Below are 22173 nucleotides of genomic sequence, written 5' to 3'. Positions count from 1 at the left end.
CCTACCCCGTTTCGGATTGTAGCAAAGTCCCCCTCCGCCGCTTGCCTACCTCTTGCCGCAAGCGAGGAGAGATAAAAGCGAAATCAAGCATCCATCCGCTTGAACACCAGCGTCGCGTTGGTGCCGCCGAAGCCAAAGGAATTCGACAGCACGGTGCCTAGCTTGGCGTTGTCGATGCGCTTGCGCACGATCGGCATGTCGCCGAATACCGGATCGAGTTCGGTGATATGGGCGCTCTCGCAGATAAAGCCGTTGTTCATCATCAGAAGCGAATAGATCGCTTCCTGCACGCCGGTGGCGCCGAGCGAATGGCCAGTCAGCGCCTTGGTCGCCGAGATCGGCGGGCACTTGTCGCCGGTGCCGAACACCTTTCGGATCGCCTCGATTTCCGGGGGATCGCCGGCCGGCGTCGAGGTCGCGTGCGGATTGATGTAATCGATCGGGGTCTTCACGGTCGACATCGCCATGCGCATGCACCGCTCGGCGCCTTCGCCCGACGGCGCCACCATGTCGTAACCATCGGATGTCGCGCCATAACCGACCACTTCGGCATAGATGCGCGCACCGCGCGCCTTGGCGTGCTCGAGTTCTTCCAGCACAACGACGCCGGCGCCGCCGGCGATGACGAAGCCGTCGCGGCCGATGTCGTAGGGGCGCGAGGCGGTGGCGGGCGTATCGTTGTATTTCGAGGACATCGCACCCATCGCGTCGAACAAGACCGACAGCGACCAGTCGAGCTCCTCGCAGCCGCCGGCGAAGATCACATCCTGCTTGCCGATCTGAATCGTCTCATAGGCATTGCCAATGCAATGATTCGAGGTCGCGCAGGCCGACGAGATCGAATAGTTGACGCCCTTGATCTTGAACCAGGTCGCAAGCGTCGCAGACGCCGTCGATGACATTGCCTTCGGTACCGCGAACGGCCCGACGCGCTTCGGACCCTTGGTGCGGGTGATGTCGGCCGATTCGACGATGGTGCGCGCGGACGGCCCGCCCGAACCCATGATGATGCCGGTGCGGACGTCGGACACTTCCGCCGGCGTCAGGCCGGAATCCTGGATCGCCTGCTCCATCGCGATGTGATTCCACGCCGCGCCCTCGCCGAGGAAGCGCATTGCGCGCCGGTCGATGACGTCAGCCGCATTGATGGTCGGCGCGCCCTGCACCTGCGAACGAAAACCCATCTCGGCGTATTTCTCCGCGCGCTTGATGCCGGATTTCGCGTCGTGAAGGCTCGCAAGCACTTCCTGGGTGTTGTTTCCGATGGACGAGACAATGCCCATCCCCGTAATGACAACCCGCTTCATGATCGCCTCGCCCTACCGTTTCGTTCGCCTGTGAAGATATGTTCGTTGCGCAATCGCGCTGCTCAGCCTGGCGCGGTGCCCTGCTTGAACAGCCCGACTTTCAGATCCTTGGCGCGATAGATAATCTCGCCATCCATGGAAAGCCAGCCGTCGCCGACTCCAAGCACCAGCTTTGAACGCATCACGCGCTTCATGTCGATGTTGTACACAACCTTGCGGGCGTTCGGCAGCACCTGGCCGGAGAACTTCAATTCTCCGAGCCCCAGCGCCCGGCCGCGTCCTTCGCCGCCGATCCAGCCGAGGTAGAATCCGACCATCTGCCACATTGCGTCCAGGCCGAGACAGCCCGGCATCACCGGATCATTCTTGAAATGGCAGCCGAAAAACCAGAGGTCCGGCTTCACATCGAGTTCGGCGCGGATCAGGCCCTTGCCGAATTCGCCGCCCTTGTCGGTAATCTCGGTGATGCGGTCGAACATCAGCATCGGCGGCAGCGGCAATTGAGCATTGCCCGGGCCGAACATCTCGCCGCGGCCACAGGCCAGCAAGTCCTCGTATTCATAACCGCTGCGCCGATCCAGCATCGTAATCCCGCCTCTACCTTAGATGTCCCGATGGAGCGCTTTCTGAGCGAACCGGACCCGTTTCCCGACGGAAACGCATGTTCCCGCAATTTGGCGCTACTTAGGGTGCTATCGGCATTAGCCTCTGCCGAAATCGCATATGTGGTCCGCGCGCTCTGTAACATAGGCATTAGGGCCCGGGAAAGCACCGGAACGGGCTAAAACGCAGCGTTGGGCGCGCTTGTTCCGCCTCTACATTGGGCCAGTTCTAGTTGCGAAAAACTTGCATCTACCTGATTTCCTTTTATATTGGGCAAGATTATTGCCCAAGTTAGCGCGTGTGGTACCCGAAGTGGACATGAACGACCAAGCCTCGCCCCTGAATGACGACGGTATCGATCCGGCCGCCCGTGCCGCCGGACATCAGCCGGCGTTGACCGGTTGTCCCTGGCACGACGTCAACGAAATGTTGCAGGCTGCGGGTCTCAGGCCTACCCGCCAGCGCATGGCTTTGGGCTGGCTGCTGTTCGGCAAGGGCGCACGCCATCTGACTGCGGAAATGCTGTACGAGGAAGCGACGCTGGCCAAGGTCCCGGTCTCGCTCGCCACCGTCTACAACACGCTCAACCAACTCACCGATGCCGGGTTGCTGCGTCAGGTCTCGGTCGACGGCACCAAGACCTATTTCGACACCAACGTCACCGCGCATCACCACTTCTATCTCGAGAACAACCACGAACTGGTCGACATTCCCGACCCGCATCTGGTGCTGTCGAAGATGCCCGACGTGCCCGAGGGCTACGAGATCGCCCGCGTCGACATGGTCGTGCGGCTGCGCAAGAAGCGCTGATCTTCGCAGAGACTTCGTGAATTCGTAGGGTGGGCAAAGGCGCGCAGGCGCCGTGCCCACCATTTATCCAAAATCGCTGTCGTGAATGGTGGGCACGCTTCGCTTTGCCCACCCTACGCTTCTGCGCAAAGACCCGCTAGCGCGCCTCAATCCACCTTCTCGTCCGCATACACGCCCCACAGGCGCTGCTGCTCGATCCAGCCGTCAAAACCATTGCCAATCACGCGGCACCAGCCATTGGAGCATTTCTTGACCTGGGCGACGACGCCGGCCTGCAGGCGGGCGGCGATTGCGCTGGTCCGATCGGGACGGTCATAGAGCGAGGCCAGCTCGTCCTTGGTCTTCATGGTCACGACCGCGGTGCGGCGGCCGGACAAGAGCGAATGATAGACCCATCCCTCGGATCCCTCGGAATCGCGCACGCGGCGCCAGTTCTCGAACTCGGCTGTGATTTCGACCGGCAGGCCCGAGCGGGTATAGACCCAGGCGACGTCATTGTCCTTGGTCGGACCGGCCCGCACATTCACATGATCGGACTTGAGACTGACATATCGCGGCACCGGCAGGCCGCTCGTGGTGGTGGCCGAATCCTTGGCCGAAAATCCTGTGCTGACGGAAGCGACAAGCCAGCACCCCACCAGCATCGCCACCGAACAGAAACGCCTCAACACCATCAACCCGTCTCCTGCCGAGCCAACCGCAACTCGAATTCTTCGAGTTGAAACCGCCCGCTAACGCCCGAAATAACCCCAGACCCCTGTGCCCCCGCTTTGACCGCACCCGGCTTGCGACATCCGAGGGGTTCTTGTCTTGGCCCGGCCTTCTGATAGAGAGGACGGAAAGCCTAGAACCAGAACGCCTGGATTTTCCGCCGAGAATCCGAGGAAGTATTGGGAACCCAAGGGACTTGCCTCAGCAAACAGCCGGATACCGGGACCGCGTGGCCATCGCAGTGTCGAACAACCGGGTTAATGAGACCTGAACGGCGCGCTGCAGCGCACCCCCTCATGAGAGCAGGACATGTCGGTTAAGAAAAAACCTCTCGTCGTCGTCACCCGCAAACTGCCGGACTCGATCGAGACGAGGATGCGCGAGCTGTTCGACGCGACGTTGAATCTCGACGACACGCCGATGACGCCGCAGCAGATTGCCGAAGCCAGCCGCTCGGCCGACGTGCTGGTGCCGACCGTCACCGACACGATCAGCGAGGAGATGCTCAAGCACCCCGACTGCAAGCTGCGCATGATCGCCAATTTCGGCAACGGCGTCGACAATATCGACGTCACGGCAGCGCATGCGCGTGGCATCACGGTGACCAACACGCCGAAAGTGCTGACCGAAGACACCGCCGATATGACCATGGCGTTGATTCTCGCGGTGCCACGGCGGCTGATCGAAGGCGCAACCATCCTCCCCGACGGCAAGAGCTGGCCGGGCTGGTCGCCGACCTGGATGCTCGGCCATCGCATCGGCGGCAAGCGCCTCGGCATCATCGGCATGGGCCGCATCGGCCAGGCGGTCGCCCGCCGGGCGCGCGCCTTCGGCCTGCAGATCCACTATCACAACCGCCGTCCCGTGCCGCCGCGCATCGCCGAGGAGCTCGGCGCGACCTACTGGGAAAGCCTCGACCAGATGCTGGCGCGGATGGACATCATCTCGGTGAACTGTCCGCATACGCCGGCGACCTATCACCTGTTGTCGGCACGGCGGCTGAAGTTGATCCGCAAAGACGCCTATATCGTCAACACCGCACGCGGCGGGGTAATCGACGAGGACACGCTGATCAAGCTGTTAGAGGCTGGCGACGTCGGCGGCGCCGGCCTCGACGTCTACGAGCACGAACCTGCGGTCAATCCGAAGCTGGTGCGGCTCGCCAAGGCCGGCAAGGTAACGTTGCTGCCGCATATGGGCTCGGCCACCATCGAGGGCCGCGTCGAGATGGGCGAGAAGGTAATCATCAATATCCGCACCTTCCTGGACAATCACAAGCCGCCGGATCGCGTGCTGCCCAGCATGCTGTGAGCGGGGAGCACACGTAGCCTGGATGGAGCGCAGCGAAATCCGGGACAACTCAATCCGCGAGTCACACTGTCCCCGGATTGCGCTTCGCTCCATCCGGGCTACGCTTCATTTGCTCTTGCGCTTTTCCCGCTTGCGCCATTCCGCAATGAACGCGACGAATGCGGCAAGTGCCGGCGGCGGCTGACGCCGGCTCGGATAATACAAAAACGGTCCCGGAAACGGCGCACACCAATCGTCGAGCACGCTGACCAGCGCGCCGGACTTGATGCCGTAGCGCACGTAACCCTCAAACGTCATCCAGAACCCTGTGCCGTCATGGACGGCACGCAGCGCCAGCCCCAGATGCGCCGCGACCAGCTTTGCCGGCGGTGAGATTTTGACGACACGCCCGGCCTTCTCGAATTCCCAATCCAGCATCGCGCCGCTGCCGAAACGGGTGCGGATACAGGCGTGATCGAGCAGATCCTTCGGCGCTTCCGGCCGGCCGTGTCGCGCCACATATTCCTTCGACGCCACCACCGCGTAACGCTGCGGCGAACCCAGCGACACCGCGATCATGTCCTGTGCCAGATGTTCGCCATAGCGCACGCCGGCGTCGAAGCCGGCGGCGACGATATCGACAAACGAACTTTCACCGACGATCTCCAGATCGATTTTCGGATGTTTCTGAAGAAACGGCGCCACCATCGGTGCCAGCACCAGGTCGATCGCCGGCGGCGGGGCGTTGATGCGCAGGCGTCCCGACGGCACGCCGCGCAAGCCGCGCACCTGATCGATCGCTTCGCCGACATCCTGCATCGCAGGCGCAACGCGGGCCAGCAGCAGCTCGCCAGCTTCGGTGAGCGCAACGCTGCGCGTGGTGCGGTTCATCAGGCGAACGCCGAGCCGCTCTTCCATGTCGCGCAGCCGCTGGCTGAGGCTCGAGACGGAAACGCCCTGCTCGGTCGCGGCCCGGCGGAAATTCTGGGTGCGCGCGATGGCGACGAAAGCACTGAGGTCGCGGAGGTCGAAATCCTTCATTGTTCGATATACTGAACAAGCTGTTGCGAATTGTCCAGCTTATCGGTTCAGCCGCGAGGGTTCATATCAGCCTCGTCACGACGGCGCGAAACGGCCGCCGGCACATCGAGGAGAACTATCATGGAAAATCGCAAACTCGGCACGACAGGTCCAACCGTCTCGGCCATCGGACTGGGCTGCATGGGCATGTCGGACTTCTACGGCCCCGCCGACCGCAACGAGAGCATCGCCACCATCCACGCCGCGCTCGATGCCGGCATCACTCTGCTCGACACCGGCGATTTCTACGGCATGGGCCATAACGAGATGCTGATCCGCGAAGCGCTCACGGGGCGCAACCGCGACAATCTGCAGATCAGCGTGAAATTCGGCGCGCTGCGCGATCCCAACAAGGGCTTTCTCGGCTATGACAGCCGCCCGGCCGCGATCAGGAATTTTGTCGCTTATTCGCTGCAGCGGCTGGGTGTCGACACCATCGACATCTACCGGCCCGCGCGGCTCGATCCGGATGTGCCGATCGAAGAAACCGTCGGCGCGATGGCCGACATGATCAAGGCCGGCTGGATCAGGCATATCGGCCTCTCCGAAGTCGGCTCCGACACCATTCGCCGGGCGCACGCCGTGCATCCGATCATCGACCTGCAGATCGAGTATTCGCTGCTCGCACGCGGCATCGAAGCCGACATTCTGAAAACCTGCCGCGAACTCGGCATCGGCATCACTGCCTATGGTGTATTGGCGCGCGGCCTGATCAGCGGCCACTGGACCAAGGATCGTTCCAGCGCGCAGGATTTTCGCAGCATGAGCCCGCGCTTTCAGGGCAGCAATCTCGACGCCAACCTGACGCTGGTGGACTCCTTGCGGCGCGTTGCCGACGACGTCGGCGCTTCGCCCGCGCAGGTCGCCATCGCCTGGGTCGCAGCGCAGGGCAACGATATCGTGCCGCTGGTCGGCGCCCGCCGCCGCGATCGTCTTGCCGAAGCGCTGGGTGCCCTCAAAGTGAAGCTGACGCCGGCTCATCAGGCCGCGCTTGCCGAAGCATTCCCACCGGGCGTGGCCGCAGGCGCGCGCTATCCCGAAGCGCAGCTTGCGCATATGGACAGCGAGAAGCGGTGAATACTACGCCGCGTGCCCGCTCAGATCGACGATGACGGGCGTATCGCCGTTGAGCGGGTTTTGCGGATCGCGCGCGTAGCGCAGGGTTTCAAAGCGCATCGCGCGCGCGTCCACCATCACCAGCCGTCCGACCAGGCTTTCGCCGAAGCCGACGATTTCGCGGATCGCCTCCAGCGCCATCATCGAGCCGAGCATGCCCGCCAACGCACCCATCACGCCGGCCTCGGCGCAGGCCGGTACGGTGCCGGGCGGCGGCGGTTCGGGAAACAGGCAGCGATAGGTCGGGTTGAAACGGCCGTCGGCGTCCCGTTCGTGCGCCCGGATTGTCGTCAGCGATCCGTCGAACATCCCCAGCGCCGCCGTGATCAGCGGCTTGCCGGCGAAGAAGCAGGCATCGGAAATCAGATAGCGGGTTTCGAAATTGTCGGAGCCGTCGAGCACGAGATCGTAATCGTCGATCAGCGCCATCACATTCCCCGCATTGAGACGCACCGCATGCGGCTCGAACTGGACATGGGGATTGAGCGCGCGAACCGTCTCCGCGGCACTGTCGACCTTGAGCCGGCCGATATCTGGCGTGGTGTGGATGATCTGCCGCTGCAGATTGGACAGCGAGACGATGTCGTCATCGACCGCGCCGAGCCTGCCGACACCGGCCGCCGCCAGATACATCAGGACGGGCGCGCCGAGGCCGCCGGCGCCGATCACCAGCACCGAGGCCTCCTTCAGCGCGGCCTGCCCGGGGCCGCCGACTTCGCGCAGCACGATGTGGCGGGCGTAGCGTTCGAGTTCGTCGGCCGTCAGCATAGTCGCACTATTTCCTTCTCCCGCATCCCGACAGTCAAACCAGAACGAGGGAAACCGAGAATCCCTGAACCGGGGCGCGGTTGTTGCCGACTAAGCAGATGTGCTTAATTGGCCGGACGTCAATGATCGCACTCCCCTCTTCCGCCGGGATTTGTCATGAGATTGGTGCCTTCAGCAACATTGATGATCGCGGCCTCGGCCTTTGTGATCGCCGGGGCCCCCGCGCAGGCACAAATGACGCCGCCCTCCACAGCGGGTGTCCAGCCGAAACAAGTCACGACGGTGCCGGTACGCCCCGCGCTGCAGAAGCCGGAGGACACCGCCAAGGCGCTGGGACAGGCCGAGCGGCTGGCGCTGCAATCGGATCTGGCCTGGGTCGGGCAATATAACGGCGCCATCACCGGCGACGTCAGCGAGCGCATGGTCAATGCGATCAAGGAATTCCAGAAATCGCGCGGCGGCAAGCAGACCGGCGTGCTCAATCCGCAGGAGCGCGGTGCCCTCGCCGATACCGCGAGGAAAAAGCAGGAAAGCGTCGGCTGGAAGATCGCCACCGATCCCGGCACCGGCGTGCGGCTGGGGATCCCCACCAAACTGGTGCCGCAGCAGGCCAGTGACGCCAACGGCACCAAATGGACCTCGCCGACCGGCACCATCCAGATTCAACTGGCGCGACGCAAGGAGGCCAATCCGACCACCGCCAGACTTGCCGAGCGCGAGAAGAAAGAGCCGGGCCGCAACATCGACTACACGGTGGTCAAGCCGGATTTCTTCGTGCTGTCCGGCCTGCAGGGCCTGAAGAAGTTTTACATCCGCGGCACCTTCAAGGGCGACGAGGTCCGCATTCTCACCATCATGTACGACCAGGCGACCGAGAACACGGTGGAGCCCGTCGTGATCGCGATGTCTAGCGCGTTCAACGCATTTCCTGCGGCCGCGCAAACGGCGGGGCCGCCGCCGCGCAAGACCGTGGAATACGGCACTGGTGTCGTCGTCGGTGACGACGGCGCGATCATCACCGACCGCCAGATCACCGACGGCTGCCTCACGGTGGCGATCTCGGGCTTCGGCAATGCCGATCGAATCGCCGAGGACAAGGAGCACGATCTCGCGCTGCTGCGCATCTATGGCGCACGCGGGCTAAAGGCGTTGAATCTTGCCAATCCCGCTATGAAAACGGCGCTCGATCTCACCGGCATTGCCGATCCGCAGAACCAGGGCGGCGGCGCTGCGGTAACCAGCACCAAGGCTTCAGTGGCCCAGCTTGGCGGCACCAACGATATCGCGCTGACGCCCGCGCCCGCACTCGGCTTTTCCGGCGCCCCTGCGCAGGATGACGACGGCAGATTTGCCGGCATCGCACTGTTGAAGCCGGTTCAGGTAGCGGGGCTGGCGAATGGCGCGCCGGCGGCACAGGCCGTTTTGGTGACGGCCGACACGGTACGAAACTTCCTCAAGGCCAATGGCGTCAGCGCAGCCGGTGGATCGCCGGATGCTAAAGCATCGGTGGTTCGCGTGATCTGCGTAAGGAAGTAAGCCGTCGTCACCCGCGAAAGCGAAAGCGGGTGACCCGGTATTCCAGAGACGGCCCATGCTGGAGCCGATGAGCCGGCGCGAGTTCTCAGCTCAACCCAAACCTTACCCCGGCGCGCGCGAGACCACCGGCGATGCCGACCGGCGTGCCGTCCGCGCGCCAGCACGCCGCGCCCGACATCGTGCCGTCCTCGTGGAACTGGATTGCATTCATGCCGCCGGCGACTGTCGGCATCGGCTGCACCTTGTGACCCATCGCGGCAAGTTTGGCGCAAACATTGTCAGGCACCGCCAGTTCGAGTTCGAGCGCATTGCCCTCGGTCCAGACCCGCGGCGCTTCGACCGCCTCCTGCAAGTTCATGCCGTGGTCGATCAGATTGATCAGTGCCTGCATTGCGCTCGGAAAGATTCGCTTTCCGCCGGGCAGGCCGAGCGCGTAAACGAGCTTGCCGTCGCGCAATGCCATCATCGGCGACATCGAGGTGGTTACGCGCTTGCCCGGTGCCAGCGATAGCGCGTGGCCGGGACGGGGATCGTAGAGGTTCATGTAATTGTTCGGGATGGCGCCGAGCCCGGGTATCAGGATTTTCGCGCCAAACAGGTTGTTGATGGTCTGCGTGGTCGCGACCACGTTGCCGAACGCATCCGCCGCCGTCATGTGGGTGGTATCAGCGCTTTCGAGCTGCGCGATGCCGGCGCTCCAGGCTTGCGCGCGATCAGGATCGATCGCCCGACGACGTTCGTCGGCATAGGCCTTCGAGATCAGGCGCTCGACCGGCACGTTGATGAATTCAGGGTCGCCACTGGCGGCGGCGCGATCGGCAAAGGCGATCTTGAGCACCTCGGCGAGATAATGGATGGTCTCCGCCGAGCCGAAGCCAAGCTTTGCGATATCATAGCCTTCGAGAATGTTGAGCATCTGGGCGATGTGCACGCCGGAGGCCGCGGGCGGCGGCGGCCCCAGAATTTGCCAGCCGCGATAATCGGCGCGAATCGGCTGGCGCTCGACGGCCTTGTAGCCCGTGAGGTCCTCGCGGGCGATGAAGCCACCGTTTTTCTTCATGTAATCGACGAGGATATCGCCGAGCGGACCGTGATACAGCGCCGCCTCGCCATGCTGCGAAATGTAGCGCAGCGTCTCCGCATATTCCGACTGCACCACGCGCTCGCCGGCTTTCAGCGGGGTCCCCTTGGGCAAATAGATCGCCGAGATCGCCTTGTCCTTCAACATCTCTGCGGCGCTATCGGTGATGCATTCGTGCAAGTAAGGCGTCGCCGCATAGCCGCGCGCGGCATACTTGATGGCGGGCTGCATGATGTCGGCAAGGCTCATGGTGCCGAACCGCTGCAGCGTCTCGCACCAGGCTTTCAGCGAGCCCGGCACCGCGACGGCCTTCGGGCCGTTCAGATTTTCATCGCCGACGGTATCGAACACGTCATGCGCCGAGCCGGGCTTCGAGGTGTAGGTATCGGGCCTGACCGCCAGCGGCACCGTGCTCTGGCCGTCGATGAAGCGGTGGCTGCCGTCGGAAGTGCGGACATGGGCCATGCCGCCGCCGATAATGCCGACCATCATCGGTTCGACTACCGTCAGCGCAAACAGGGTCGCGATCGCAGCATCAACGGCGTTGCCGCCGGCCGCGAGCATTTCCGCGCCCGCGCTCGATGCCAGCGGGTGATTGCTGACCACCATGCCGCGGCTGCCGGCCGCGGGCTGCTTCTGGCACTGAAAAGTGGTGGCTGCGCGATCCCGCCAATGACCCGTCATGCTGTTTTCCCGTTTCTTGTTGTGGTTTCACCCGGCACAAAATGCACCACACGGCAGTATTTGCCCGGATGACCACCTTTCCAGAATCGGGCATCATTGCAAGCTGACTGATTCGGACAACCGCGATCCCCTGACCTTTGGATCGGGCTGGGCACGTCTGAGCGAGCGCGTAATTCGACGTCGCAGAATGCGGCGGGGCTCGTGGCGTAATCCAAATGCCTGAAAGCTATCCAGAGGATCCAGAATGCAGACGATCGTATTGGCCACCCAGAAGGGTGGCGCGGGGAAAAGCACGCTCGCCATCAGCCTTGCACTTGCGGCCATCCGGGCCGGGCACAATGTCCGCCTGATCGAGACGGACCAGCAGGGCACCCTTTCGAACTGGAAGCGCCGCCGCCCGTATGCCGCGCCGATCGTCGAGCCGATCTACGCCGCCAGGGAGGTCGAACAGCGCCTGCAATCGCTCGGCCGCGAGGGCGTGACGGTAGCGATCGTCGATACCGCGGGCGGGATCAGCGCCGCGACCAATTCAGCCATTCGTTATGCCGACTTCTGCCTGATTCCGACGCGTCCAAGCATCGCCGACATCGAGGCGACGGCCGCGACGCTCAGCGTCGTCAGGGCCTGGCACAAGCCGTTCGCCTACGTCCTGAATCAGACCCCGATCCGGGCCGCGGCGCGCCTCGCGGGCGCGGAGAACCTGCTGAGCTGCGAGGCCGCGCTCGACATCGGCGACATCCTTGCCAAGCCTCTCATCGTGATGCGCAACGATCACCAGGACGCACTGAGCGCCGGCCTTGCGGTCTGCGAACATGCACCAGACGGCAAATCCGCCGAGGAAATCCGGGCCCTCTGGCAGTGGCTCGACGCGCGGTTGGGCAATGCGGCGACAGCCAGCGACGCGCCGATCATCGAGGCGTTGGTGAAAACGCCCGCGATTCTTCCCGCGATGGCGGCGCTCCCGTCCATCGCGAACGACAGCGCTCGCTTCCTGAGAATCCCAGCTCGAACCTGATAGCCCTCTCCCGCGACGCCAATGCGGGGAGCGAGCGACGACTTATCCGCCGAAGCTCGGCGACCGAAGGCGAAGCAATCCAGCGAGGCTGGTGGCTGGATTGCTTCGCTTCGCTATCGATTCCGGCGCAACCAGTTTTCCCGCGTCACGCGCCATTTTTCCGCAAGCGTCTGACCGTCGTGATGGGCAAGCTCGACATAGCCGAGGAACTCGGCGCCGGTCTTCTGCTTGACCCGGCGCGACGCCACGTTGGTAGCCGCATTGCAGGCGTAGAAGCTCTCGATCCCGAGCGTGCGGAAGGCAAAATCATTCACCGCCGAAACGGCTTCGCTCATCAAACCCTGATTCCAATAACGCTCCGCGAGCCAGAAGCCCCGGTTGCCCTTCACATTGTCCGACCTCGGGCGAAAGCGAATATTCCCGATCGCCTCGCCATCGCCGCCGCGCAGCACCAGCATCCAATTATAGATCTCCTCGCCTGCGGCGACCCTTTCCAGTTCCTGCGTAATGAAGGTCACCGCGCCGTCTTCCGGATACGGCCAGGGAACCACCTGCGCGAGATGCTGGATGATGTTCCAGTTGTTGAAATGGCGCTGGATCGCTGGCGCATCCGACATCGCGAGCGGCCGCAGGATCAGTCGCTTCGTCTCGAGCGTCGGAGTGACGGTTATTTCTGACATTTCGGGCACCAGAAAGTGGAGCGGCCATTCTGCACGAAGCGCCGCACAATGCCGCCGCAGTTCGAGGTCTGGCACTTCTCGCCCTCGCGGTCATAGACCTGGAACGAGTGCTGGAAGTAGCCGAGTTCGCCCGAGGTCAGGCGATGGTCGTTGATCGAGGAGCCGCCGGCCTTGATCGCCTGGTTCAGCACCGAATGAATGGCATTCACCAGCCGCCCGGCATGATCGGTCGGCTCGCCCTTCTTGGTCGCCAGCGTTGCCGCCAGTCGGCGCGGCGACAGATGCGACCGGTACAGCGCCTCGCAGACATAGATATTGCCGAGGCCGGCGACCACGCGCTGGTCGAGCAGCGCGGCTTTCAGGCTGGTCTTCTTGTTGGCGCAGGATGCCGCCAGCATCGCGGCGTCGAATTCGTTGCCGAGCGGCTCCGGTCCGAGATCCTTCAACAGCGGTTCGTCCTCCAGCGCGTTGCGGGCGATGATCTTCATATAGCCGAAGCGGCGCGGATCGTTGAACACGATCGCCGTGCCCGATGACATGTGAAACACCACGTGGTCATGCGCTCGGTCCTCGCTACGCGGATGGTGGAATTGACCGGACGTATCGTTCCGGTCGCCGTCCAGCACCCGGAACGAGCCGGACATGCCCAGATGCATCAGCAGCACGTCGCCGGAGCCGAGATCGGCCATCAGGTATTTGGCGCGGCGGCCGAGGCCGGTCACGGTCTGGCCCTCCAGCCGCGCGATAAAATCTTTTTGAAAGGGAAAGCGCAGATCCTTGCGGCGGGCTTCCGCTTTGAGGATTTTCGACCCCTCCATGGCGGGCTGCAGGCCGCGGCGGACGGTCTCAACTTCAGGCAATTCAGGCATACAGGCATTCACCTTATGGAGGTGACGTGATAGCGCCATTGCGGCCGGCGCGCTATGGTTGGCCTAGGGAGTAAAGTTGATGGACCGGCCGGATCAAACCACCCATTTTGGCTTCAGGGACGTGCCCTTGGGCGACAAGCAGACGCTGGTGAACGACGTTTTTCACAGCGTGGCTCGGCGTTACGACCTGATGAACGATCTGATGTCGGCGGGCCTGCACCGGGTCTGGAAAGACATCATGATTATGGCACTCAACCCGCCGAAAAACGACGCGCCGTTTGCGCTGCTCGACGTCGCCGGCGGCACCGGCGATATCGCCTTCCGCGCGGCGGAAGCGGCAGGCCTGGGTTTCCATGCCACCGTCTGCGACATCAACACCGACATGCTCGAGGTCGGCCGCAACCGCGCGCTGGCGCGCCATCTCGACCATCAGGTCGCCTTTGTCGAGGGCAATGCCGAGAAACTGGCGTTTCCCGATCGCTCCTTCGACGCCTACACCATCGCCTTCGGCATCCGTAACGTGCCGCGGATCGACGCCGCCTTGCGCGAGGCCTATCGCGTGCTGCGGCCGGGCAGCCGATTCCTGTGCCTGGAATTCTCCACCGTTGACGTTCCCGGGCTCGACTGGCTGTACGATCAGTTCTCGTTCAAGGTGATCCCGCCGCTCGGCCGCGCCGTGACGGGCGATGCGGAATCCTACCGGTATCTCGTCGAATCGATCCGGAAATTCCCCCGGCCCAATCAATTTGCCGAGATGATCCGCGCCGCCGGCTTTGCGCGGGTGAAGTGGGAAAGCCTCTCCGGCGGCATCGTGGCTTTGCATTCGGGCTGGCGTTTGTGATTTCTGCGGCGCCCCACATCGCGCGGCTCGTCCGCGCCGCTTACGTGTTCGCACGCGAAGGCGTGTTCGGCGTAGTCGACCCGAGCCTGGTGCCGCCGCCCGGGCAACTCGCGCTGCGCCTGGCGCGGCTGATCGAGCGGCCCGGCACCAAGGTCGGTCCGCGGCTGTCGCGCGCGCTGACGCGGCTGGGCCCCGCCTATCTCAAGCTCGGACAGTTTCTGGCGACCCGCCCCGACGTGGTCGGCGTCGCGATGGCGCGCGATCTGGAAAGCCTGCAGGACCGGCTGCCGCCGTTTGCGCAAGTTGAAGCCGAGGCCGTGATCGCCGCATCGCTGGAACGCCCTGTGGCGCAGGCTTTTGTCAGCCTGGGACCGTCGGTCGCTGCCGCCTCGATCGCACAGGTGCATCGCGGCGAGGTGGAGCGCAATGGCGTACGCCGGGCGGTCGCCGTCAAAGTCCTCCGGCCCAATGTCGCCTCGCGTTTCCATCGCGACCTCGCTGATTTCTTCTTCGTCGCGCGAAATGCGGAAGCGCACTCGGCTGAAGCACGGCGGCTGCGGCTGATCGAAGTCATCAATACGATGTCGCGCTCGGTCGCGATGGAGATGGATTTGCGACTTGAGGCAGCCGCGCTATCCGAGATGGCGGAGAACACGCGCGACGATCCGGATTTCCGCGTGCCGACCGTCGACTGGGACCGCACCACCCACAACGTGCTGACGATGGAGTGGATCGACGGCATCGCGCTGAATGATCACGCGCGCCTCGAAGCATCGCAGGTCGATTTGCCCGATCTCGGCCGCAAGGTGATCCAGAGTTTTCTGCGTCACGCGCTGCGCGACGGCTTCTTTCATGCCGACATGCATCCCGGCAATCTGTTTCTCGACGATGCCGGCCGGCTGGTCGCCGTCGATTTCGGCATCATGGGCCGGCTCGGGCTGAAGGAGCGGCGCTTCCTCGCCGAGATCCTGCTCGGCTTCATCACGCGCGACTATCGCCGCGTCGCGGAAGTGCATTTCGAGGCCGGCTACGTGCCGGGCCATCACTCGGTGGAGAATTTCGCGCAGGCGATCCGCGCCATCGGCGAGCCGATCCACAATCGCACCGCCGAAGAAATCTCGATGGCGAAGCTGTTGACGCTTCTCCTCGAAGTCACCGGCCTGTTCGACATGCAGACCCGGCCCGAGCTGATCCTGTTGCAAAAGACCATGGTGGTGGTCGAAGGGGTCGCGCGCGGCTTCGATCCCAAACTGGATATCTGGAAGGTCGCCGATCCCGTGGTGCGCGAATGGATCGAGCGCAATCTCGGTCCGCTGGGCCGGGTTCAAGGCGCGATGTCCGGCGCGGGCGAGCTTGGCCGCGTGGCGGCGAGCCTGCCTGCGATCGCCTCCCGGGCGGTTGCCGTGATCGAGAACATGGAGAAGATGACCCGCGAGGGCTTGACGCTGTCGCCAGAGACGATCGCCGCCCTGGGCCGCGCCGAGGGCCGCAAGAGCCGCTGGCGGACGGTGGCGCTCTGGATCATCGCAGCGACCTTTATCGGGATTCTGATCGCCGTCCGGCAGTTGTGATTGCAATGATAGCATCATGTGCTAGCATTGCCTGCATATCTCCGCCGGAGCCCCCCGATGGCCAGCCTGACCATCCGAAAACTCGACGAAGCCGTCAAAGCCTATTTGCGACTCCGATCGGCCGGGAATGGCCGCTCCGTCGAAGAGGAGGTTCGGGTCATCCTGGGAGAACTCATCCAGGGACGTCCCGAATTGCCAGGCGCCCCCAGCTCCGCCGCCGAAGCCCCCGCACAGGCCCCGCGCTCGGTCGACGCCTCCAACGCGCGGAACGTCACCCTGATTATTGGCGGCGGCATCGCTGCCTTCAAATCGCTGGAACTGATCCGGCGGCTGAAGGAGCGGCACATTGACGTCCGCTGTGTGCTGACCAAAGCGGCGCAGCAATTCGTCACGCCGCTTTCCGCCAGCGCGCTCTCGCATGAGCGCGTCTATACGGATCTGTTCGATCCCGGCAGCGAATTCGACGCCGGTCACATCCGCCTGGCACGCGAATGCGATTTGATCATTGTGGCGCCCGCGACCGCCGACCTGATGGCGAAGATGGCGCAGGGCCATGCCGACGATCTCGCCAGCGCAATCCTGCTCGCGGCCGACCGGCCGATCCTGCTGGCGCCCGCGATGAATCCGCTGATGTGGAATAACGCCGCCACCCGCCGCAACGTGCTGCAGCTCCGCCGCGACGGCGTCCAGATGATCGGCCCCAATGCCGGCAAGATGGCTGAGTCCAATGAAGCCGGCGTCGGGCGGATGTCGGAGGCCGTCGAGATCGCCGCCGCCGCCATCGACATCCTGCGGCCGCCGCAGCCGCGCCCGCTCGCGGGCAAGCGCGTGCTGATCACGGCGGGGCCGACGCATGAGCCGATCGATCCCGTGCGCTATATCGCCAACCGCTCGTCCGGCAAGCAAGGGTTTGCCATCGCCGCCGCAGCACGGGCCGCGGGCGCTGACGTCACGCTGGTCTCCGGCCCGGTCGAATTACGCGATCCCGCCGGCGTTACGGTGATCCGGGTGGAATCGGCCCGCGACATGCTGCACCGGGTGCAGGCCGCATTGCCGGCGGACATTGCGATTTTCGCCGCCGCCGTCGCCGACTGGCGCGTCGCCAACGAAGGCGAGCAGAAGCTGAAGAAGACCTCTGCCGGCATGCCGCCACTGCAACTGGTCGAAAATCCCGACATTCTCGCGACGATTTCGAAGCTGACGGACAAGCGTCCGCCGCTGGTGATCGGTTTCGCCGCCGAGACCGAGCACCTGATCGACAACGCCAAGGCCAAGATTGCGCGCAAGGGCTGCGACTGGATCGTCGCCAACGACGTTTCGCCCGCAACCGGCGTGATGGGCGGCGATCGCAACACCGTCCATCTGCTGACGCGCGATGGCAACGAGATCAATGCCGACAACATCAAGGTCGAGTCCTGGCCGGCCATGACCAAGGAACAGGTCGCCACCGAACTGGTGGCGAAGATTGCGAAAAGCGTGGAGAAGAATTCGTGAGCGCGACGGTGAAGGTCGACATCCGCCAATTACCGCACGGCGAAGGCCTGGCCCTGCCGGCCTATCAGAGCGCCGATGCCGCGGGGCTCGACCTGCTCGCGGCGGTGCCGGCGGACGCGCCACTGATTCTTTCGCCCGGAAAATTCGCGATGGTACCGACGGCGCTGACGATCGCGCTGCCGTCAGGCTATGAGGCGCAGGTCCGGCCACGTTCCGGGCTTGCCGCCAAGCACGGCATCACGGTGCTGAATTCGCCGGGCACGGTGGATGCGGACTACCGCGGCGAGATCAACGTGCTTCTGATCAACCATGGCGGCGCACCGTTTCCGATCAAGCGCGGCGAACGGATCGCTCAGCTGGTGATCGCGCCGGTGGTGCAGGCGGAACTGGTTCCCGTTGCGTCGCTCTCGACAACCGATCGCGGCAGTGGCGGTTTCGGGTCGACCGGGCGTTGAATTGCGTCGCTAAACACGGCTGAAATTGCTGATCCGCCGATTTCTTCACAGCCAGATTCACGTTCACGGTCTGGACTCTTACCCCTTGAGTCGCGTTTGAGGGATACTCTCACTTGATTCGTGCACGGCGGGGGTAGGGCCGGGCCTGCAGTCGTGCGTTTTTGGGGCAAATAATGTCGGGCGTAGTCGCGGCGATGCGTCGAACCCTGCTGTCGTGCACCTCACTGGCGCGCCACGGTACGATCGCGCTTGCCATCGCTCTCCCCGCGTTGTCTAAACCCGCGTTCGCCGCCGATTTGACTATCACACAGGCAATTTCCGCCTTGTTAGACCTCAATCACCAGGAATTCGCGGCGCTGACGACGGCGCTGTCGTTGCTCGGTTTCACCGTGGTGGCGGCGATCCTCTTGATGCGTACACGCATTCGGGCCACCCGCACCGAACTCAGCCTGCGCTCCGACATCGCCGACCTGCAGGTGCAGGCCGACCGGCTGCGTGCGCTTCTGTTCGCCGAGCCCCAGGTTCTCATCTCCTGGGCGGCGGGCGACAACCGGCCGCAGATCAGCGGCGATATCTCGCTTCTGATCTCGCAGGACGCGCTCTCGAACTCGCCGCAACGCATCCTCGCCTTCGGAACCTGGCTGCCGCCGGAACCGGCGCTGCAGATGGACCATGCGGTCGACGCACTGTGCGCGACCGGCGAAGGCTTTCTGCTCAATCTCTCCACCTCGAACGGCCGTGCCATCGAAGCGATGGGCCGCGCCATCGGCGGACAGGCCATTGTGCGGATTCGCGAACTAGGCGGGCTGCGCCGTGACCTCGCCGAGGCTAATCTGCGCTACAGAACGCTGCTGGAGGAGACGGATCTGTTGCGCGACTTCGCCGCCGCCGCGCCCTGGCCGATCTGGGCCAAGAGCACCGAGGGCAATCTGCGTTACGCCAATACGGCCTATGTGCGCGCCACCGAGGGCTCAAACCTCGCAGACACGCTCCATCGCAATCTCGAACTGCTGGAGAATGACCAGCGCGTCGAGATGGGCAAGGTGCTGAACGACAATTCCAGCTTCAGCGCGCGGCTGCCGATCGTGGTCGGCGGCGAGCGGCGCATCTATGACGTTCAGGCACTCAGGCTCGGCGGAGGCAGTGCCGGCATCGCCATCGACGCCAGCGAGGCGACGGCGTTGCGCGACGCCATGGAGCGGATGGCGGAAGCCCATCGCCGAACCCTCGATCAGTTGTCGTCAGGGGTTGCCGTGTTCGACGGCCAACGGCGGCTGGCCTTCTATAACGAATCCTACCGGCGGCTGTGGAGCCTGGATCAGGCCTTCCTCGATTCCAACCCCGACGATTCCAGCGTGCTCGACCGTTTGCGCGCGACGCGCAAACTGCCCGAACAGCCCGACTTCCGCGCCTGGAAGGCCAAGCTGCACGAAGCCTACCGCGCCGTTGAGCCGGCGACCTACAGCTGGTTTCTGCCGGACGGCCGGGCGCTGAGCGTCGTCACCACGCCAAACCTCGAAGGCGGCGTCACCTATCTGTTCGACAATGTCACCGAAAGCCTCGATCTCGCACGCCGCTACGACCGGCTGACGCGGGTCCAGCATGAAACGCTCGACAATCTTGCCGAGGCGGTTGCGGTGTTCGGCAGCAATGGCCGCGTCGAGCTGTTCAATCCCGCATTCGCCAGAATGTGGAAGCTGTCGGCGGAATCGCTGAAGGAGCAGCCCCACATTGAGACCGTGGAAGCATGGTGCAAGCCGCTGTTCGACGACGCGCTGACCTGGCGGGCGCTCCGTGAAGCGATCACGGGAATCGAGAACCGGGCGCAGCTGGCGCTGAAACTGGAGCGCAAGGACGGCAGCGTGCTGGATTGCATGACCATGCCGCTGCCGGACGGCGCGACGCTACTGACCTTGCAGGACATCACCGACACCGAAAATGTCGAGCGCGCGCTGCGCGAACGCAACGAGGCGCTGGAAGCCGCCGACCAGATGAAGGTCGATTTCGTCCACCACGTGTCCTATGAGCTGCGCGCGCCGCTGACCACCATCATCGGCTTCGCCCATTTCCTCAGCGATCCCTCGACCGGCCCGCTGACGCCGAAGCAGGCCGAATATCTCGACTACGTCACCAAGTCGACCAACGCGCTGCTGGCGCTGACCAACAACATCCTCGATCTCGCCACCATCGATGCCGGCGCCATGAAGCTCGAGCTCGGCCCGGTCAACATCGAAAAAGCCATTCAGGCCGCCGCCGAGGGCATTCAGGACCGGCTGGCGACCGACCGCATCGAACTCAAGGTCGACATCGATCCCAATATCGGCAACTTCACCGGCGACGAGCGGCGCGTGGTGCAGGTGCTCTATAACCTGCTCGCCAACGCCGTCGGATTCTCGCCGCACGATGCCGCGGTCATCATCAGCGCGCGGCGAACCGAGCATCGCGTGATCTTCACGGTCAGCGACTCCGGCCCCGGCATTCCGGCCGATGTGAAGGACAAGGTGTTCGACTGGTTCGAAAGCCACTCGCACGGGTCGCGCCACCGCGGCGCCGGGCTTGGCCTGTCGCTGGTGCGTTCCTTCGTCGAACTGCATGGCGGCCGGGTGCGCGTCGATTCGGTGGTCGGCAAGGGCACGGCGGTCACCTGCGACTTCCCGGTCGACCAGAACGCGCACCGCAACGCCGCCGAATGACCGCCCCGACAACATTCACGGCGGCGCTGGCAAATGAGGCAGCGACGGCGCATCTGATGGCCGACCTCGCGCTGCTGGTCGGCCCGGGTGACGTCATCACGCTCTCCGGCGATCTCGGCGCGGGGAAAACGGCCGCCGCGCGCGCCATGATCCGCTATCTCGCCGATGATCCTGCGCTGGAAGTACCAAGCCCAACATTCACGCTGGCGCAGAACTACGACCAGCCGTTTCCGCTTCTGCACGCCGATCTCTACCGCATCAACGATGCGAGCGAGCTGGAGGAAATCGGGTTATCGCCGTTGCCCGAGGGCACGCTGGCGCTGATCGAATGGCCGGAGCGCGCCCCCGATGCGCTGCCCGAAGACCGCATCGATATCGCCTTCAGCCATCGTCCCGCGCTCGGCTCCGCCGCCCGCGCCGCCGAGATCACCGGCTACGGCAAGGCGGCGGCGCAGGTGGCGCGGCTGAAGGCTTTGCGAAAATTTCTCGAAGACGCCGGCTTTCTGAATGCCGCGCGTGAGCGCATGCCCGGCGATGCCTCGACGCGCTCCTATGCACGCCTGATCGACAAAGACGGCACGTCGATCCTGATGAATTCGCCGCGCCGTCCGGACGGCCCTGCGATCTATGGCGGCAAGTCCTATAGCGCGGCCGTTCATCTCGCCGAGGACGTCAAGCCGTTCGTCGCGATCGACAATGGCCTGCGCGCTCACGGCTTCTCGGCGCCTGCGATCCGCCATGCCGATCTCGAATCCGGATTCCTGATCACCGAGGATTTCGGCAGCGCCGGCATCATCGAAGGCGACCCGCCGCGGCCGATCGCCGAGCGCTATGAGGCGGCGACCGACATGCTCGCGGCGTTGCACCGCGAAGCCCTGCCGGAAACGGCCCCGCTGGCGCCGCGGGCTTCCTACGATATTCCGCGCTACGATATCGATGCGTGGCTGGTCGAGATCGGGCTGATGCTCGAATGGTATCTGCCAGATCGCGGCGCTGAGGTGAGCCAGGAACAACGCGACCAGTTCATCGCGATGTGGCGAACGCTGCTGGAAAAGCCAGCGGCTGCGCCGCGAACCTGGGTGATGCGGGACTTTCATTCGCCCAACATCATCTGGCTCGGTGAGCGCACCGGGATTTTGCGCGTCGGCATCATCGACTTTCAGGATGCCGTGATCGGCCCCGCCGCCTACGATCTGGTGTCGCTATTGCAGGACGCGCGGCTCGACGTTCCCGAACAGCTCGAGCTGTCGCTCTTGACCCGCTACATCAAGGCGCGGCGCGCGACGGACAGTCAGTTCGACCCGGCCAGCTTCGCCGAACTTTATGCCATCATGTCGGCGCAGCGGAATACGCGCCTGCTCGGCACCTTCGCCCGGCTCAACCGGCGCGACGGCAAGCCGCAATATCTGCGCCATCAGCCGCGGATCTGGACCTATTTGAACCGCTCGCTGGCGCATCCGGCATTGGCGGCGTTTCGCGAATGGTATGCCGCCAACGTGCCGCCGCCACTGCCCTGATTTACCTCCTGTTAGCCAACCCGCATCTAATCTGGAACCCGCCATGCTGTGC

General features: G+C 64.0%; 19 protein-coding genes. 11 read left to right on the top strand and 8 right to left on the bottom strand.

Annotated elements, in window-relative coordinates:
* Positions 1-83 precede the first annotated feature (83 nt).
* Together fabB and fabA are read right to left on the bottom strand one after the other, a co-directional pair.
* Positions 84-1307 (bottom strand): beta-ketoacyl-ACP synthase I, encoded by a 1224-nt coding sequence (fabB, locus tag ACH79_RS11390; RefSeq protein ID WP_161851104.1) that lies wholly within the window; start codon positions 1305-1307, stop codon positions 84-86.
* 62 nt (positions 1308-1369) lie between these two features.
* Positions 1370-1891: a 3-hydroxyacyl-[acyl-carrier-protein] dehydratase FabA gene (gene fabA, locus ACH79_RS11385; RefSeq protein WP_161851103.1), complete on the bottom strand. Its 522-nt coding sequence runs from the start codon at positions 1889-1891 to the stop codon at positions 1370-1372.
* Between the two features lie 337 nt (positions 1892-2228).
* Between fabA and irrA the strand changes: the two genes are divergently transcribed.
* Positions 2229-2720, top strand: coding sequence for an iron response transcriptional regulator IrrA (gene irrA / locus ACH79_RS11380; protein WP_057844747.1), 492 nt, complete (start codon positions 2229-2231; stop codon positions 2718-2720).
* Between the two features lie 146 nt (positions 2721-2866).
* Here the strand turns inward: irrA and ACH79_RS11375 are convergent, their stop codons facing one another.
* Positions 2867-3394 carry an SH3 domain-containing protein gene (locus ACH79_RS11375; RefSeq protein ID WP_161851102.1) on the bottom strand — a complete coding sequence of 176 codons (528 nt, stop codon included), beginning with the start codon at positions 3392-3394 and terminating at the stop codon, positions 2867-2869.
* Positions 3395-3740: 346 nt separating this feature from the next.
* Between ACH79_RS11375 and ACH79_RS11370 the strand changes: the two genes are divergently transcribed.
* The gene (locus ACH79_RS11370) at positions 3741-4742 is read left to right on the top strand and encodes a D-glycerate dehydrogenase (protein WP_161851101.1); all 1002 of its coding nucleotides are present in this window, start codon (positions 3741-3743) and stop codon (positions 4740-4742) included.
* Positions 4743-4847: 105 nt separating this feature from the next.
* Here the strand turns inward: ACH79_RS11370 and ACH79_RS11365 are convergent, their stop codons facing one another.
* Positions 4848-5762 carry a LysR family transcriptional regulator gene (locus ACH79_RS11365; protein ID WP_161851100.1) on the bottom strand — a complete coding sequence of 305 codons (915 nt, stop codon included), beginning with the start codon at positions 5760-5762 and terminating at the stop codon, positions 4848-4850.
* Positions 5763-5882: 120 nt separating this feature from the next.
* Between ACH79_RS11365 and ACH79_RS11360 the strand changes: the two genes are divergently transcribed.
* A complete protein-coding gene (locus ACH79_RS11360) occupies positions 5883-6878 on the top strand; it encodes an aldo/keto reductase (protein WP_161851099.1) in 996 nt (331 codons plus the stop codon).
* Between the two features lie 3 nt (positions 6879-6881).
* On the opposite strand, the gene ACH79_RS11355 is transcribed toward ACH79_RS11360, so the two are convergent.
* A complete protein-coding gene (locus ACH79_RS11355; protein WP_161851098.1) occupies positions 6882-7685 on the bottom strand; it encodes a molybdopterin-synthase adenylyltransferase MoeB in 804 nt (267 codons plus the stop codon).
* 156 nt (positions 7686-7841) lie between these two features.
* Between ACH79_RS11355 and ACH79_RS11350 the strand changes: the two genes are divergently transcribed.
* A complete protein-coding gene (locus ACH79_RS11350; protein ID WP_161851097.1) occupies positions 7842-9221 on the top strand; it encodes a serine protease in 1380 nt (459 codons plus the stop codon).
* A gap of 85 nt (positions 9222-9306) precedes the next feature.
* On the opposite strand, the gene ggt is transcribed toward ACH79_RS11350, so the two are convergent.
* A complete protein-coding gene (gene ggt / locus ACH79_RS11345; RefSeq protein ID WP_161851096.1) occupies positions 9307-10986 on the bottom strand; it encodes a gamma-glutamyltransferase in 1680 nt (559 codons plus the stop codon).
* A gap of 244 nt (positions 10987-11230) precedes the next feature.
* Here ggt and ACH79_RS11340 point away from each other — a divergent pair, with 244 nt between their 5' ends.
* The gene (locus ACH79_RS11340; RefSeq protein ID WP_161851095.1) at positions 11231-12001 is read left to right on the top strand and encodes a ParA family protein; all 771 of its coding nucleotides are present in this window, start codon (positions 11231-11233) and stop codon (positions 11999-12001) included.
* A 113-nt stretch (positions 12002-12114) separates the two neighbouring features.
* On the opposite strand, the gene ACH79_RS11335 is transcribed toward ACH79_RS11340, so the two are convergent.
* Positions 12115-12681, bottom strand: coding sequence for a GNAT family N-acetyltransferase (locus ACH79_RS11335; protein ID WP_161851094.1), 567 nt, complete (start codon positions 12679-12681; stop codon positions 12115-12117).
* A complete protein-coding gene (mutM, locus tag ACH79_RS11330) occupies positions 12669-13550 on the bottom strand; it encodes a bifunctional DNA-formamidopyrimidine glycosylase/DNA-(apurinic or apyrimidinic site) lyase (RefSeq protein WP_161851093.1) in 882 nt (293 codons plus the stop codon). The genes ACH79_RS11335 and mutM overlap by 13 nt, the downstream gene beginning before the upstream one ends.
* Positions 13551-13629: 79 nt before the next feature.
* Between mutM and ubiE the strand changes: the two genes are divergently transcribed.
* The 6 genes from ubiE (at position 13630) to tsaE (ending at position 22121) form a co-directional block, all read left to right on the top strand.
* Positions 13630-14391 (top strand): bifunctional demethylmenaquinone methyltransferase/2-methoxy-6-polyprenyl-1,4-benzoquinol methylase UbiE, encoded by a 762-nt coding sequence (ubiE, locus tag ACH79_RS11325; RefSeq protein ID WP_161851092.1) that lies wholly within the window; start codon positions 13630-13632, stop codon positions 14389-14391.
* Positions 14388-15962: a 2-polyprenylphenol 6-hydroxylase gene (gene ubiB, locus ACH79_RS11320; protein ID WP_161856317.1), complete on the top strand. Its 1575-nt coding sequence runs from the start codon at positions 14388-14390 to the stop codon at positions 15960-15962. The genes ubiE and ubiB overlap by 4 nt, the downstream gene beginning before the upstream one ends.
* Before the next feature lie 57 nt (positions 15963-16019).
* Positions 16020-17456: a bifunctional phosphopantothenoylcysteine decarboxylase/phosphopantothenate--cysteine ligase CoaBC gene (coaBC, locus tag ACH79_RS11315; protein ID WP_161851091.1), complete on the top strand. Its 1437-nt coding sequence runs from the start codon at positions 16020-16022 to the stop codon at positions 17454-17456.
* Positions 17453-17911 carry a dUTP diphosphatase gene (gene dut, locus ACH79_RS11310; protein WP_161851090.1) on the top strand — a complete coding sequence of 153 codons (459 nt, stop codon included), beginning with the start codon at positions 17453-17455 and terminating at the stop codon, positions 17909-17911. The genes coaBC and dut overlap by 4 nt, the downstream gene beginning before the upstream one ends.
* A 173-nt stretch (positions 17912-18084) precedes the next feature.
* Positions 18085-20604 carry a PAS domain-containing sensor histidine kinase gene (locus tag ACH79_RS11305; RefSeq protein ID WP_161851089.1) on the top strand — a complete coding sequence of 840 codons (2520 nt, stop codon included), beginning with the start codon at positions 18085-18087 and terminating at the stop codon, positions 20602-20604.
* The gene (gene tsaE / locus ACH79_RS11300) at positions 20601-22121 is read left to right on the top strand and encodes a tRNA (adenosine(37)-N6)-threonylcarbamoyltransferase complex ATPase subunit type 1 TsaE (protein ID WP_161851088.1); all 1521 of its coding nucleotides are present in this window, start codon (positions 20601-20603) and stop codon (positions 22119-22121) included. The genes ACH79_RS11305 and tsaE overlap by 4 nt, the downstream gene beginning before the upstream one ends.
* Positions 22122-22173 lie beyond the last annotated feature (52 nt).

Source organism: Bradyrhizobium sp. CCBAU 051011 (assembly GCF_009930815.1).
In the GTDB taxonomy this organism is placed as follows: domain Bacteria; phylum Pseudomonadota; class Alphaproteobacteria; order Rhizobiales; family Xanthobacteraceae; genus Bradyrhizobium.
This window is presented reverse-complemented; position numbering and strand designations above follow the sequence as displayed.